Source organism: Streptomyces longisporoflavus (assembly GCF_014649775.1).
Taxonomy (GTDB): Bacteria; Actinomycetota; Actinomycetes; order Streptomycetales; family Streptomycetaceae; genus Streptomyces; species Streptomyces longisporoflavus.
Genome location: NZ_BMTR01000005.1, coordinates 389,926 through 404,835 on the forward strand (window position 1 = coordinate 389,926; position 14,910 = coordinate 404,835).

Here is a 14,910-nt window from a genome sequence, read left to right on the forward strand (position 1 = left end):
AGTCAGTCCCGTACGCCGCAGACGTGCAGCAGAGCCGCGACCCGCCGATAGGGGTCGGTCCGCCCGGCCCGCTCCTCGGCGGCGAGCAGCGCCGTCAACTCCGCCTCCGGAGGCGGAACCGCGTCATCCGCGGCCCCGTCGGTGAAGACCCGCACCCCGTACCAGGCATGCAGCGGCGCCGCGATCCCCGCGAGCGAGGCGGAAACGGCGTCGAGCCGATCGGCCCGCGCCTCGAGCCCGATCCGATTGCGGTACACGGTGGAGTCGAAGGCCCCCATCGCCCCCGCCCAGTCCCCGGCGAGCCCCGGCCGCATGGCCAGCGCGTCCGCGTTCCGGACGAGGAGGGAGAGAAGGCCGCCGGGCGCCAGCATCCGGGCCAGGCCCGCGAGCAGCGCGTCCGGCTCCTCGACGTACATCAGGACGCCGTGGCACAGCACGACGTCGAAGCTGCCCGGCAGGAAATGCACCCCGGTCTCGCGGCCGTCGCCCTCGACGATCCGCACCCGGCCCCGAATCCCCTCGGGCTCGGCGGCGAGCGCGTCACGGGCCGCGGCCACCATCGCCGAGTCCTGCTCGACGCCGGTCACCTTGTGCCCGGCGCGGGCGAGCCGCAGCGCCTGCGTGCCCTGGCCCATGCCCACGTCGAGCACGCGCAGCCGCTGCCCCACGGGGAAGCGCCCGGCTATCTGCTCGTCGAGCTGCCGGGTGACCAGCTCCTGGCGTACGGCGTTACGCAGGCCGCCCAGCTTCTGAAGCCACGCGGCGGCCCCGCCGGCGAAACCGCTCAGGGCCGCTCTCCGCGCTTGACCTGCGGCTTCGGCAGGCGCAGCCGGCGCATCTGGAGCGTACGCATCAGGGCGTAGGCGACGGCGCCCTTCTTGCTCTCGCTCGGGAAGCGCTCGTTCAGGCGCTTCTTCAGGCGGACCGCGGTCGCCACCGAGTCCACGATGATCAGGACGATCACGAAGAGCCAGAGCAGCAGCGCGATGTTCTGCAGCTGCGGGACACGGACCATGCTCAGTACGAGGATGATCACGGCCAGCGGCAGGAAGAACTCGGCGATGCAGAACCGCGAGTCGACGAAGTCGCGCGCGAACCTGCGCACGGGACCCTTGTCGCGGGCGGGCAGATAGCGCTCGTCACCGCTGGCGAGAGCCTGGCGCTGCTTGTCCATCTGGACGCGGCGTTCGTTGCGCTGCCGCTTCGCCGCCTCCTTGCGCGTCACGGGCGTATTGGCCACGCTGCGGCGCTGGGTCTGGGCCTCACTGCGCTTGGGCGTGGGGCGGCCCTTCGGGGCCTGCGGGTCACGGGGCTGCTGGGAGTCGGTCACCGGGGCCTTGCTCGCCGGGGCCTTCTCGTCCTTGGATCGGCTACGGAACACAAAACCCAAGGGTACGGGGTGCGAACGCATGGACCCCAGCCCCACGGGGAACGATCCGGCAACACCGGGCGTCTTGATTGTGTGGCTAAGGGGACGTTCCGTGTGGTTTACAAGCGGTTTTCGGGCGGTTCCCAGGGGTGCACCTACTCCCTACGCCTGAGCCCGGCCGGACACAGTCGTCCTTGGGGATGAGCGCATCCGCACGCGAACAGTGCGGTAATGGATGCAGGGCCCGTACTGTGGGTTCTGTTGCAGTACCTGGAGCTGGAAGTCCGTCAGAAGGGGGCGCGCGAAGCCCATGAGCGGTGTCATGAAGCGTATGGGGATGATCTTCCGCGCGAAGGCGAACAAGGCCCTTGACCGGGCCGAGGACCCGCGCGAAACCCTCGATTACTCGTACCAGAAGCAGCTCGAGCTGCTTCAGAAGGTGCGCCGCGGTGTCGCCGACGTGGCGACGTCCCGCAAGCGCCTCGAACTGCAGCTGACCCAGCTCCAGAAGCAGTCCTCGACCCTTGAGGACCAGGGCCGCAAGGCGCTCGCCCTCGGCCGCGAGGATCTGGCCCGCGAGGCCCTGTCCCGCCGTGCGGCGCTCCAGCAGCAGGTGACGGACCTGGAGACGCAGCACCAGACCCTCCAGGGCGAGGAGGAGAAGCTCACCCTCGCGGCGCAGCGGCTCCAGGCCAAGGTCGACGCCTTCCGCACGAAGAAGGAGACGATCAAGGCCACGTACACCGCCGCCCAGGCGCAGACCCGGATCGGCGAGGCCTTCTCCGGCATCTCCGAGGAGATGGGCGACGTCGGCATGGCGATCCAGCGCGCCGAGGACAAGACCGCGCAGCTCCAGGCGCGGGCGGGCGCGATCGACGAGCTCCTGGCTTCCGGAGCCCTCGACGACTCCTCCGGGCTCGCCAAGGACGACATCCAGTCCGAGCTGGATCGCCTCTCCGGTGGTACTGATGTAGAGCTGGAACTGCAGCGGATGAAGGCGGAACTGGCTGGGGGCACCTCCCAGGCTATTGGCTCTGGGGGAGGCTCGACGTCGAAGCAGGCCATCGAGCCGGGTCAGGGCCAGCCCCAGACCCAGCAGCAGCCGCAGGACACCCCGCGCTTCGACAAGCAGTAGCAGCCCTGCGCACTACACCGCTCACGTCCGAGGAGGGCGACATGATCGTACGGATCATGGGGGAGGGGCAGGTGAAGCTGGCCGACGGCCACTTCGCCGAACTGAACAAGCTGGACGACGAGTTGCTCGCCGAGATGGAGAGCGGCGACGAGTCCGGCTTCCGCCGGACGCTGTGCGCGTTGCTGGACAAGGTCCGGGAGCTGGGCGCGCCCCTCCCGGACGACGCCCTTGAGCCCTCCGAGCTGATCTTGCCGGCACCGGACGCAACGCTGGACGAGGTCAAAGACATGCTGAGCGACGACGGGCTGATTCCCGGCTAGGGAATGGACCCAGGGCAAACGGGCGGGTGGGCGGGATAGATCCGGCGCGAAGCGCCGGGGCAGCCCGTCCGCGAAGACAGGGTTCAGTAGCCCCCGGTACCGCGCTTAAGGCCGAGCGGCCAGAGACGGCCCCGTACCGTTGAAGTGTGACCACTTTCGGGCGAGGCCGTTGCTGGGCCAAGGCGCACCCCCTGGCCGTGGACGGCGCCCTCGCGGCAGCAGTCCTCGTGTGCATGGTCGTCGGATCATTCGTGGAGCCGTACGGCCATGACGGCGGCCCCACCTGGGGCACCCGCACACCCAGCGGGCTCAGCCTCGTCCTGATGGTGCTCGGCGCCACCGCGCTGGTCTTCCGCCGCCGCGCCCCCTGGGTCGTGCTCGCCGCGACCTGCGGCTTCACCGTCGTCGACCTGGTCACCGGCGAGTTCCGCGGCGGCGTCGTGATGAGCGCGGTCATCGCCCTCTTCACCGTCGCCGCCCGCACCAACCGCCACACGACCTGGCGCATCGGCCTGGTCACCATGACCGGGCTCACCGCGGTAGCGATGCTGGCGGGTCCCCTGCCCTGGTACGCCCAGGAGAACCTCGGCATCTTCGCCTGGACCGGCATGGCCGCGGCCGCCGGTGACGCCGTTCGCAGCCGCCGCGCCTTCGTGGACGCCATACGCGAGCGCGCCGAACGCGCGGAACGCACCCGCGAGGAAGAGGCGAGGCGCCGCGTCGCCGAGGAACGGCTGCGCATCGCCCGCGATCTGCACGACGTGGTCGCCCACCACATCGCCCTCGTCAACGTCCAGGCGGGCGTGGCGGCCCACGTCATGGACAAGCGCCCCGACCAGGCCAAGGAAGCCCTCTCCCACGTCCGCGACGCCAGCCGCTCCGCACTCGACGAACTGCGCGCCACCGTCGGCCTGTTGCGGCAGACCGGGGACCCCGAGGCGCCCACCGAACCCGCACCGGGCCTGGCCCGCCTCGACGACCTCGTGGAGACCTTCCGCCACGCGGGCCTCCCCGTGGAGGTCACCTGCGGCGACACGGTCATGGACCTGCCCGCCGGGGTCGACCTGGCGGCCTACCGCATCATCCAGGAGGCCCTCACGAACGTGCAGAAGCACGCGGGGACGGGGGCGAAGGCCGAGGTCAGCGTCATCCGCGTGGGACCGAACGCCGAGATCACGGTCCTGGACGACGGAGGGGGCGAGAAGAAGGAGCAGAGCGGGGAGAGCGACGGCGGCGGGCACGGCCTCCTCGGTATGCGCGAGCGCGTCAGCGCCCTGGGCGGTCGCTGCACCGCCGGACCCCGCTACGGCGGCGGCTTCCGCGTCCATGCGATCCTGCCCGTCACGGCAACGCCGGTCACCCCGGCAGAGGGAGGGACCGCGTGACGATCCGGGTGCTGCTCGCCGACGACCAGGCCTTGCTGCGCAGCGCGTTCAAGGTGCTCGTCAATTCCGAGCCCGACATGGAGGTCGTCGCCGAGGCGTCGGACGGCGCGGAGGCCGTAGAGCTCGCCAAGGCGCGGGCCGCGGACGTCGTCCTGATGGACATCCGGATGCCCGGCATGGACGGCCTGGCCGCCACCCGCCTGATCAGCGCCGACGCCGCCCTGGCCCACGTACGGGTGGTCATGCTGACGACTTTCGAGGTCGACGAGTACGTGGTGCAGTCGCTTCGCGCAGGCGCCTCCGGTTTCCTCGGCAAGGGCGCGGAGCCGGACGAACTGCTCGGCGCGATCCGGATCGCGGCCGCCGGCGACGCCCTGCTCTCCCCGGTGGCGACGAAGGGCCTGATCGCCAAGTTCCTCGCCCAGGGCGACGGCGCGGACGACGACGGCGGGGTGCGCGGCGAGCGGCTCGACGCGCTCACCGGGCGCGAGCGCGAGGTCCTCGTCCAGGTCGCGGGCGGCCACTCGAACGACGAGATCGCCGAGCGCCTGGAGGTCAGCCCGCTCACCGTGAAGACGCACGTGAACCGTGCGATGGCGAAGCTGGGCGCCCGCGACCGGGCACAACTCGTCGTCATTGCCTACGAATCGGGCCTGGTACGTCCAAGGGTGGAGTGAGTGCGGGCGCAACGTACTGCGGCCGCAGTATGCGACGCATAAGAACGGGTCCTCGGAGTGACGAATCCTGCCCTGGACATGGCAGATCGTGTAGGGGGCACCGGCTCGCCGGTGCCCGTTCCTGCGCAGTACGCCACAGAGAGAGACCACCATGTCCTGGCTGTCCCGGTTCAGCCTCGCCCAACGGGCCCTTGTCGGGCTGATATCGATCATCGCGCTCGTCTTCGGCGCGATCGCGATCCCTCAGCTCAAGCAGCAGCTGCTGCCCTCCATCGAACTGCCGATGGTGTCCGTCCTGGCTCCGTACCAGGGCGCGTCCCCCGATGTGGTCGAAAAGCAGGTCGTCGAGCCGCTGGAATCGTCCCTCGACGCGGTCGACGGCATCACCGGCATCACCTCCACGGCGAGCGAGGGCAACGCCGTGATCATGGCCCAGTTCGACTACGGCAGCGGCTCCAAGCAGCTCGTCGCCGATGTCCAGCAAGCCGTGAACCGCGCCGGGGCCCAGCTCCCCGACGACGTCGACCCGCAGGTCATCGCGGGCTCCACGGACGACATCCCGACCGTGGTCCTCTCCGTCACCTCGGACAAGGACCAGCAGGCGCTCTCGGACCAGCTCGACCGTACGGTCGTCCCCGCCCTGGAGGACATCGACGGCGTCGCCCAGGTCACCGTCGACGGCGTGCGCGACCTCCAGGTCGACGTCACCCCCGACGACAGGAAGCTGGCCAAGGCGGGCCTGACCCCGGCCGCGCTCGGCCAGGCGCTCCAGGCCGGCGGCGCCACGCTCCCGGCGGGCTCCTTCGACGAGGACGGCAAGAACCGCACCGTCCAGGTCGGCGGCGGCTACACCTCCCTGAAGCAGATCCAGGACCTGATGGTCACCCCCGAGGCCAAGCCGGGCTCCCCGGCGGGCGCGGGCAAGCCGGTGCGCCTCGGTGACCTCGCCACGGTGAAGCAGCAGCCGTCGGAGGCCACCTCCATCACGCGCACCAACGGCAAGCCCAGCCTCGCCGTCGCGATCACGATGGACCAGGACGGCAGCGCCGTCTCCATCTCCGACGAGGTCAAGGACAAGCTGCCCGACCTGCGCAAGGACCTCGGCGCGGGCTCGGACCTGACGGTCGCGAGCGACCAGGGCCCGGCCGTCTCCAAGTCCATCGACGGCCTGACCACCGAGGGCGCCCTCGGCCTGGTCTTCGCCGTCCTGGTCATCCTGGTCTTCCTCGCGTCGATCCGCTCGACGCTGGTCACCGCGGTCTCCATCCCGCTCTCGGTCGTCCTGGCCCTGATCGTGCTGTGGACGCGGGACCTCTCCCTCAACATGCTCACGCTCGGCGCGCTGACCATCGCCATCGGCCGTGTCGTCGACGACTCGATCGTGGTCCTGGAGAACATCAAGCGCCACCTCGGCTACGGCGAGGAGCGCGAGGCCGCGATCACCAAGGCCGTCAAGGAGGTCGCGGGCGCCGTGACGTCCTCGACCCTGACGACCGTCGCGGTCTTCCTGCCGATCGGCCTGGTCGGCGGCATGGTGGGCGAGCTCTTCGGCTCGTTCTCGCTGACGGTCACGGCGGCGCTCTTGGCGTCCCTGCTCGTGTCGCTCACGGTCGTACCGGTTCTCTCGTACTGGTTCCTGCGTCCCCCGAAGGACGTGCGCGGCGCCGATCCGGACGAGGCCCGCCGCAAGGCCGAGGAGAAGGAGGCCAAGAGCAGGCTCCAGCGCTTCTACGTGCCCGTCCTGCGCTTCGCGACCCGTCGCCGCTTCACCAGCCTCGCCATCGCGATCGTCATCCTCGTCGGTACGTTCGGCATGGCGCCGCTCCTGAAGACCAACTTCTTCGACCAGGGCGAGCAGGAAGTCCTGACCATCAAGCAGGAGTTGAAGCCGGGCACCAGCCTCGCGGCGTCCGACGCGTCGGCCAAGAAGGTCGAGAAGATGCTGGACGGCCTCGACGAGATCAAGGACTACCAGGTCACGGTCGGTTCGTCCGGCTTCATGGCGGCCTTCGGCGGCTCGACGGACACCAATCAGGCCTCGTACACGCTGACGCTCAAGGACAAGTCCTCGTACGACAAGACGCAGGACAAGGTCGAGGAGGAGCTCGGCAAGCTCTCCGGCATCGGCCAGACGACCATCGCGGCCGGTGACGGCTTCGGCAGCCAGGACCTGAGCGTGGTCGTCAAGGCCGCCGACGCCGACGTGCTGCGCGAGGCCTCCGACGAGGTGCGCGACGAGGTCGCGAAGCTCGACGACGTCACGGACGTCCAGAGCGACCTGTCGCAGAGCATCCCGCGGATCTCGGTCAAGGCGAACGCCAAGGCCGCCGCGGCCGGGTTCAACGACACCACCCTCGGTCAGGCCGTCGCCCAGTCGGTCCGCGGCACCGAGAGCGGCAAGGCGGTCCTGGACGACACCGAGCGCGACATCGTGGTGAAGTCGGCGCGGCCCGCGAAGACCATCGCCGAGCTGCGCAAGCTCGACCTCGGCCCCGTGAAGCTCGCTGACATCGCCGACGTCAAGCTGGTCGAAGGACCGGTCTCCATGACCCGCATCGACGGCGCCCGCGCCGCGACGATCACCGCGAAGCCGACCGGCGAGAACACCGGCGCCGTCAGCGCCGACCTCACCACGAAGCTCGACGCGCTGAAGCTGCCGGACGGCGCGACCGCGTCCATCGGCGGCGTCTCCGAGGACCAGGACGAGGCCTTCGCCTCGCTCGGCCTCGCGATGCTCGCGGCGATCGCGATCGTCTTCATGCTGCTCGTGGCGACGTTCCGCTCGCTCGTCCAGCCGCTGATCCTGCTGGTCTCGATCCCGTTCGCGGCCACGGGCGCCATCGGCCTGCTGATCGCCACCGACACCCCGATGGGCGTCCCGGCGATGATCGGCATGCTGATGCTGATCGGCATCGTGGTGACGAACGCGATCGTCCTGATCGACCTGATCAACCAGTACCGCGGGCAGGGCCACGGCGTGGTCGAGGCAGTCGTCGAGGGCGGCCGGCACCGCCTGCGCCCGATCCTGATGACGGCCCTTGCGACCATCTTCGCCCTGCTCCCGATGGCCCTCGGCATCACGGGCGAGGGCGGCTTCATCGCCCAGCCGCTCGCGGTGGTGGTCATCGGCGGTCTGATCACGTCGACGCTCCTCACCCTCCTCCTCGTCCCGACGCTGTACGCGATGGTGGAGCTCCGCAAGGAGCGTCGCCGCGCCAAGCGCGAGGCGAAGCGGGCCAAGAAGGCGGGCGGCCCGACGCAGGCCGACGCCGACTCCGGGGACCCGGAGCCGGCCAAGGTCTGAGCGCTCCGCCGGCCGGTTCGCTGCGCCCCACGCGCTCCGGGCGGTACCGAGCACGGCGGACCCCACACCGGAGGCGTAGGGGACGCGTGCGAGGGCGAGCGCCGGCGCCCGCACCGAACGCCGTAAGGGGCGCCCGCAATGGCGGGCGCCCCTTACGGCCGTGCAACAAGCGGTACTACGGGAGCGCCAGCATCCGCTCCAGGGCCAGCTTCGCGAACTGCTCGGTCTCGCGGTCGACCTCGATCTGGTTGACCAGCTTGCCCTCGGCCAGCGACTCCAGGGCCCAGACCAGGTGCGGCAGGTCGATCCGGTTCATGGTCGAGCAGAAGCAGACCGTCTTGTCGAGGAAGACGATCTCCTTGTCCTCGGCGGCGAAACGGTTCGCCAGGCGGCGTACGAGGTTCAGCTCGGTCCCGATCGCCCACTTGGAACCGGCGGGAGCCGCTTCGAGGGTCTGGATGATGTGCTCCGTGGAGCCCACGTAGTCCGCCGCGGCCACGACCTCGTGCTTGCACTCGGGGTGCACCAGGACGTTGACGCCGGGAATCCGCGCGCGCACGTCCTCCACGGACTCCAGCGAGAAGCGCCCGTGCACGGAGCAGTGCCCGCGCCACAGGATCATCTTCGCGTCACGCAGCTGCTCGACGGTCAGGCCGCCGTTCGGCTTGTGCGGGTTGTAGACCACGCAGTCGTCGAGCGAGAGGCCCATGTCGCGCACGGCGGTGTTCCGGCCGAGGTGCTGGTCGGGCAGGAAGAGGATCTTCTCGCCCTGCTCGAAGGCCCACTCCAGGGCCCGCTTGGCATTCGACGACGTGCAGATCGTCCCGCCGTGCTTGCCGGTGAAGGCCTTGATGTCGGCGGAGGAGTTCATGTACGAGACGGGCACGACCTGCTCGGATATGCCGGCCTCGGCCAGCACGTCCCAGCACTCCGCGACCTGCTCGGCGGTGGCCATGTCGGCCATCGAGCAGCCGGCGGCCAGGTCAGGAAGGACGACCTTCTGGTCGTCCGTCGTCAGGATGTCGGCGGACTCGGCCATGAAGTGCACGCCGCAGAAGACGATGTACTCGGCCTCGGGCTTGGCGGCCGCGTCCTTGGCCAGCTTGAAGGAGTCGCCGGTGACATCCGCGAACTGGATGACCTCGTCGCGCTGGTAGTGGTGGCCGAGCACGAAGACCTTGTCGCCGAGCTTCTCCTTGGCGGCGCGGGCGCGCTCCACCAGGTCGGGGTCGGAGGGCGACGGCAGATCGCCGGGGCACTCCACGCCGCGCTCGCTCTTCGGGTCGGCCTCGCGGCCGAGCAGCAGCAGGGCGAGCGGCGTCGGCTGGACGTCGAGCTCCACGGGGGACTGGGCGGTGGTCACGACACGCACCCTTTCTTTTTCTGCAGACAAGGCTTCTCGTCTAATTGACGTTATCTATCATAACCGCTTCACGTCAGTTTGACGATGGCCATAGTGTCGATGTGACGCGTTCGCCTCCGGCGGGCCGGTGCTCCCGGGGGCGGCATGTGCGAGCATGAAGGGACAGACAGTCGACAGACACGTCGTCAGTCAGCCGAGAGCCGCCGAGAGACACAGCCCTCGGCCCGGAATGAATCCGCGGCCCCGACGGTTGCAACCGTCGGCAAGCAGTCTCCGTACAACCCGGGAGAGAAGCAGATGTCCGTATCGGACGAGACCACCACCGTGAGCGACGGCATCCTCCTGTCCGACGCCGCCGCGGCCAAGGTCAAGGGCCTTCTTGAGCAGGAGGGCCGGGATGACCTGGCGCTGCGCGTCGCCGTTCAGCCCGGTGGCTGCTCAGGCCTTCGCTACCAGCTGTTCTTCGACGAGCGCTCGCTCGACGGCGACGTGGTCAAGGACTTCGACGGCGTCAAGGTCGTCACCGACCGGATGAGCGCTCCCTACCTGGGCGGCGCCTCCATCGACTTCGTCGACACCATCGAGAAGCAGGGCTTCACGATCGACAACCCGAACGCCACGGGCTCCTGCGCCTGCGGCGACTCGTTCAGCTAAATCCGCGCGTACGTGCGAAGGCGGCCCCCGGAGTTCTGCGGGGGCCGCCTTCGCACGTGTCCGGGGTGCTACTTGCGCGGCACGGTCCCGCCTCCCTGAGCGTCCACGACCTTGCGGTCGCCCAGCGGCTCGTCCAGGGTCACGGTCTCCGTGAACTCCTTGGCCATCATGACGCAGACCTCGCCCTTCTTACGGGTCTCGGTCACCTTCACGCGCACGCTGTCCTTGCTCTCGTCGGCCGATGCCGAGTACTCGCCGCAGGCGCCGCCGTAGAAGTGCACCGTCAGGGACTCGCCGTCCGCGCGGTAGGACTCGACGTGCGCCGCCGGGTCCTTCGCGCCGCCCGCGCCGGGCTCCTGCCCGGGCTTGCCGGTGGGCGTCGGAGGCGAGGACGGGGTGCTCGGGGAGGTGATGAACTTCGGCTCCACCGCCGGGTGCGTCACCGTGAAGGTGTCCTCGGCGCCCTGCGGCAGCACGTCGAACAGCCAGGAGGGCACGAGCGTCTGGCGCCCGTCCACGAACTGCACCGCGAGCCCGAACGTGGCGTCCTTCACCGTGATCGGCTGCGGCTTCGGGGGTGCGGACGAGGGCTCGCACGGAGCCTGCTTCTTGCCCTCCTCGCCCGAGGCGTCCTCCGGCATGGCGGTGGCGCAGCCGCCGATGCCGACGCTCCCGCCGCCGCCCGACTTGTTGAGCTGCGCCAAGGTCTCGTCGGCGCTGATCACCGGGTACGTCGCACCCTTCTCCGGCGCCTTCAACTGGCCGCTGCCGCCGACCACTTGACCGTCCGAGCCGACCTGGACGCCGGTCGACCAGCCGTAGGTCGGCAGGCCGCCCACCTCCGGGTCGGCGTTCACCACGCGTACGGCGCCCATGAGTTGATCGGCGTCCAGCTTCGCGTCGTCCTGTCCGACCGCCTTCAGGACCGGCGCCGCGGCCTTCTTCGCCTCGCTCTCGCCGACCGCGTCACCCTTGCCGTTCGGGGCGGTGGACGTCGTCCCCGAATCCGCTGAACCCTCCGAACAAGGCTTGCCCTTCCGGCAGTTGTCGCTGCCGCCGGTGGCGTACCGCGAGAACGTCCAGGTGCCCGGTGCCTGCTTGCTCACCTGGAGCGAGGGGCCCGAACCGTCCTTCGCGGGACCGACCTGCCAGGCGCCGTCCCGCGAGGTGGGCTTGCCCGCGAGGCCGAGGGCGTCGGCCAGCTTCGTGACCTGCTCCCGGCTGACGGTGCCCCGCGCGTGGTAGACCGCCGCCGAGTCGGGGCCGCCGGGCAGCTTGCCCTCGGCGCGGTAGGCGGCGCCGTTCGGGTCGGGCTCACCGGGGGCGATGCCCTCGGTGCCGCCTTCCTTGCCGCCCTCCTGCCGGTCGCCGTCCGTGTGTCCGTCGAGGGCAAGGGGCGGAGGCGTTCCGCCGTCGCCGGCCGGAGAACTGCCGTTGCCGCCGCTGCCGCCTGACGCGGTCGCGGCGAAGTACGCGCCGCCGCCACCGACGAGCAGCACCGTGGCCGCCACCGACGCGACGGCGAGGCGGGAACGCCGCCGGTGCTGCTCGGCCGCGTCATGAACGGGTCGCTCGGTGCTCACCGCATCGCTCCTTCGACTGCACTGCTGTCCCTGGAGGCCCGTGCGTGGGCCTCGTTCGTATTCCGCGTCCCCTTTACGGGGGACAGCGGTGGGACGCGGCGGGGGAGCGCGCGGTTCCATCGGCGCGCGCCGATGGAACCGTCCTTGTCTCGGTCAGGCTCAGTCGGCTTCGGGCGGCCTCAGTCGCCGTACTCCGACATGCCGTCGATCAGCCGCGCGGACGCGGGCGGGACGCTGATCCCGTGGATCAGCGCGGGCGACACGGAAGCGGTCGCGGCGGCCGTGGGACTCACCCAGTGCGGAGCCATCCGGGCGCAGTCGCCCCGCAGGGTCTCCATGTTCTCCGGGTTCTCCGGGTTCTCCGGCTTTTCCGGGGGCTCGGCGGGACGTGCGGTGACGACATGCTTCGGGATAACGGCCATAACCGCACCGTACGCATCGCACACCTCGCGAAAAAAGACCTACTAACGGGTAGTTTGGCCTCTTCAGAAGGGGTGCCCCGACCCGGTAGCGTGAACTGTCAACCCCCGCCTCTCCTCCACAGGAGCATGCCGTCGTGCGTATCGCAGTCACCGGCTCCATCGCCACCGACCACCTGATGACCTTCCCCGGCCGCTTCGCCGACCAACTGGTCGCGGATCAGTTGCACACGGTTTCTCTCTCGTTCCTGGTCGACGCCCTGGACGTCCGCAGGGGAGGTGTCGCCGCCAACATCTGCTTCGGGATGGGCCAGCTCGGCACGGACCCGATCCTGGTCGGAGCCGCGGGCTCGGACTTCGGCGAGTACCGCGCCTGGCTCGACCGGCACGGCGTGGACACGGCGTCGGTCCGCATCTCCGAAACGCTGCACACGGCCCGCTTCGTGTGCACCACGGACGCCGACCACAACCAGATCGGCTCGTTCTACACGGGCGCGATGAGCGAGGCCCGCCTCATCGAACTGAAGACCGTGGCCGACCGCGTGGGCGGTCTCGACCTGGTCCTCATCGGCGCGGACGACCCCGAGGCGATGATGCGCCACACCGAGGAGTGCCGGACGCGCGAGATCCCCTTCGCCGCAGACTTCTCCCAGCAGATCGCGCGCATGGAGGGCGAGGAGATCCGTACCCTCCTCGACGGCGCGACGTACCTCTTCTCGAACGAGTACGAGAAGGGGCTCATCGAGTCCAAGACCGGCTGGACCGACGCCGAGATCCTCTCCAAGGTCGGCCACCGCGTGACCACCCTCGGCGCGAACGGCGTACGCATCGAGGCCGCGGGACAGGACCCGATCGAGGTCGGCGTCCCCGAGGAGAAGGCGAAGGTCGAGCCCACCGGTGTCGGCGACGGGTTCCGCGCGGGCTTCCTCTCGGGCCTGTCCTGGGGAGTCTCCCTGGAGCGCTCGGCGCAGCTCGGCTGCATGCTCGCCACCCTGGTGATCGAGAACGTCGGCACCCAGGAGTACGAGCTGCACCGCAGCGACTTCATGGACCGCTTCACCAAGGCGTACGGCGACGAGGCGGCGTCCGAGGTCCGGGCCCGCCTGGCCTGACCCCGCCCGGCCCGGTCAGGAGCTCCGGCGGACCACATAGGCGCTGCCCCGGTCCGCCGGCTCCTCGCCCACGTACTCCTGGCCCCGCATCTCGCACCACGCAGGGATGTCGAGCCGCGCCGCCTCGTCGTCGGCGAGGACCGTGACGGTGCCGCCCACCGGGACGTCCCCGATCACCTTCGCGAGCTCGATGACGGGGAGCGGGCAGCGCTTGCCGAGCGCGTCCACGACGAGTGAGGCCGACTCCGTACGCGGCGCCGCCGCCACCGGAGCGCCCAGTTGTTCGCGCACTCCGGCCACCACACCCGGCAGCACCTCCAGGAAGCGCTCCACCTCCGCTTCCTGCGTCCCCCGTGGGAGTGACACCCGGACGTTGCCCTCGCTCAGTACGCCCATGGCCTTCAGGACGTGGCTCGGGGTCAGCGTCGAGCTGGTGCAGGACGAGCCGGACGAGACCGAGAAACCGGCCCGGTCCAGCTCGTGCAGGACTGTCTCCCCGTCGACATAGAGACACGAGAAGGTCACCAGGTGGGGCAGTCGCCGCACCGGGTCGCCCACCACCTCCACGTCCGGCACGAGCCCCGGCACCCGCGCCCGGATCCGCTCCGTCAACTCCCGCAGCCGCGCGCCCTCCTCGGCCGCCTCCGCCTGTACGGCGCGCAGCGAGGCCGCCGCGGCGACCACCGCGGGGATGTTCTCGAAGCCGGGGGCGCGCCCGGACTCCCGCTCGTCGGCGGGGCCCCGCGCGGCGAACCGCACCCCCTTGCGCACGACGAGCAGGCCCACGCCCGCGGGCCCGCCCCACTTGTGGGCGCTCGCCGCGAGCAATGACCACTGGCCGTCCACTCGGCCCCACGGCAGCGACTGCGCGGCGTCCACCAGGAGCGGTACCCCGGCGGCCCGACACGCCGAAGCGACGTCGGCCGTCGGCTGCTCGGTGCCCACCTCGTGGTTGGCGGACTGGAGGCAGGCAAGGGCCGTGTCGGGGCGCAGCGCGGCCGCGTACGCCTCCGGGGAGACCGCGCCGGCCCGGTCCACCCCCACCTCGGTCACCGTCCCGCCCGCGGCCTCGTGGGATGCCGCCGAATGGAGGACCGACGAGTGTTCGACGCCGGACACCACGAGATGCCGCCCGACACGCCGGCGCCCGGCGAGGGCACCGGCGATCCCGGAGTGCACGGCCACGGTGCCGGACGGGGTGAAGGAGAGCTCGTCGGGGCGGCAGCCGACGGCCTCGGCGGCAGCCTCCCGCGCTGCGTCGAGCAGCAGCCTGGCCCGCCGCCCCTCGCGGTAGAGCCGAGCGGGATCGGCCCACCCCTCGTCCAACGAGGCTTGCAGCGCCTGCCGGGCCACGGGATGGAGGGGAGCGGAGGAGGCGACATCGAAGTAGGACACGGCCCAACGCTAGAACGTAAGTGCCCCGGGGGAGCGCCTCGGGTGAGCGCCCCGAAGGGGGCGGGGCCGTGACATTCGCGGCTCCGCCGCGTGGGCGCGCTCGGCCACGACGCTCCCGCAGTCGCGGACCGGCAGATTCCGCCGGGGCGGCGGGCGACCGGACCTCCCGTCAGAAAGCCACCGCGGGCCGGGCG

Annotated in this window: 13 protein-coding genes; 7 read left to right on the forward strand and 6 right to left on the reverse strand. The window is 70.6% G+C overall.

Annotated elements, in window-relative coordinates; translation table 11 throughout:
* Positions 1-2: 2 nt before the first annotated feature.
* Complete coding sequence (locus tag IE226_RS13205; protein WP_190081461.1) at positions 3-746, reverse strand: class I SAM-dependent methyltransferase; 744 nt, start codon at positions 744-746, stop codon at positions 3-5.
* A gap of 38 nt (positions 747-784) precedes the next feature.
* On the reverse strand, positions 785-1,411 hold the full coding sequence (locus IE226_RS13210) for a DUF3043 domain-containing protein (RefSeq protein ID WP_190081315.1): 627 nt from the start codon (positions 1,409-1,411) through the stop codon (positions 785-787).
* A gap of 268 nt (positions 1,412-1,679) precedes the next feature.
* Here IE226_RS13210 and IE226_RS13215 point away from each other — a divergent pair, with 268 nt between their 5' ends.
* The 5 genes from IE226_RS13215 (at position 1,680) to IE226_RS13235 (ending at position 8,190) form a co-directional block, all read left to right on the forward strand.
* Complete coding sequence (locus IE226_RS13215) at positions 1,680-2,504, forward strand: PspA/IM30 family protein (RefSeq protein WP_190081316.1); 825 nt, start codon at positions 1,680-1,682, stop codon at positions 2,502-2,504.
* Positions 2,505-2,545: 41 nt separating this feature from the next.
* A complete protein-coding gene (gene pspAA / locus IE226_RS13220) occupies positions 2,546-2,824 on the forward strand; it encodes a PspA-associated protein PspAA (RefSeq protein WP_190081317.1) in 279 nt (92 codons plus the stop codon).
* Between the two features lie 146 nt (positions 2,825-2,970).
* Positions 2,971-4,209, forward strand: a complete 1,239-nt coding sequence (locus IE226_RS13225; protein ID WP_229870844.1) for a sensor histidine kinase — start codon at positions 2,971-2,973, stop codon at positions 4,207-4,209.
* A complete protein-coding gene (locus IE226_RS13230) occupies positions 4,206-4,886 on the forward strand; it encodes a response regulator (protein WP_190081318.1) in 681 nt (226 codons plus the stop codon). The genes IE226_RS13225 and IE226_RS13230 overlap by 4 nt, the downstream gene beginning before the upstream one ends.
* 151 nt (positions 4,887-5,037) lie before the next feature.
* On the forward strand, positions 5,038-8,190 hold the full coding sequence (locus IE226_RS13235; protein WP_190081319.1) for an efflux RND transporter permease subunit: 3,153 nt from the start codon (positions 5,038-5,040) through the stop codon (positions 8,188-8,190).
* 175 nt (positions 8,191-8,365) lie between these two features.
* On the opposite strand, the gene nadA is transcribed toward IE226_RS13235, so the two are convergent.
* Positions 8,366-9,562, reverse strand: coding sequence for a quinolinate synthase NadA (gene nadA / locus IE226_RS13240; protein WP_190081320.1), 1,197 nt, complete (start codon positions 9,560-9,562; stop codon positions 8,366-8,368).
* Positions 9,563-9,850: 288 nt separating this feature from the next.
* On the opposite strand from nadA, the gene IE226_RS13245 reads away from it, so the two are divergent.
* Positions 9,851-10,207, forward strand: a complete 357-nt coding sequence (locus IE226_RS13245) for a HesB/IscA family protein (protein ID WP_030933606.1) — start codon at positions 9,851-9,853, stop codon at positions 10,205-10,207.
* Between the two features lie 68 nt (positions 10,208-10,275).
* Here the strand turns inward: IE226_RS13245 and IE226_RS13250 are convergent, their stop codons facing one another.
* Together IE226_RS13250 and IE226_RS13255 are read right to left on the reverse strand one after the other, a co-directional pair.
* Positions 10,276-11,790, reverse strand: a complete 1,515-nt coding sequence (locus tag IE226_RS13250) for a hypothetical protein (RefSeq protein WP_190081321.1) — start codon at positions 11,788-11,790, stop codon at positions 10,276-10,278.
* A gap of 179 nt (positions 11,791-11,969) precedes the next feature.
* Positions 11,970-12,212, reverse strand: coding sequence for a hypothetical protein (locus IE226_RS13255; protein ID WP_190081469.1), 243 nt, complete (start codon positions 12,210-12,212; stop codon positions 11,970-11,972).
* A 134-nt stretch (positions 12,213-12,346) separates the two neighbouring features.
* Here IE226_RS13255 and IE226_RS13260 point away from each other — a divergent pair, with 134 nt between their 5' ends.
* Positions 12,347-13,321 (forward strand): carbohydrate kinase family protein, encoded by a 975-nt coding sequence (locus IE226_RS13260; RefSeq protein WP_190081322.1) that lies wholly within the window; start codon positions 12,347-12,349, stop codon positions 13,319-13,321.
* A 15-nt stretch (positions 13,322-13,336) separates the two neighbouring features.
* Here the strand turns inward: IE226_RS13260 and IE226_RS13265 are convergent, their stop codons facing one another.
* Positions 13,337-14,716: a cysteine desulfurase/sulfurtransferase TusA family protein gene (locus IE226_RS13265; protein ID WP_190081323.1), complete on the reverse strand. Its 1,380-nt coding sequence runs from the start codon at positions 14,714-14,716 to the stop codon at positions 13,337-13,339.
* Positions 14,717-14,910 lie beyond the last annotated feature (194 nt).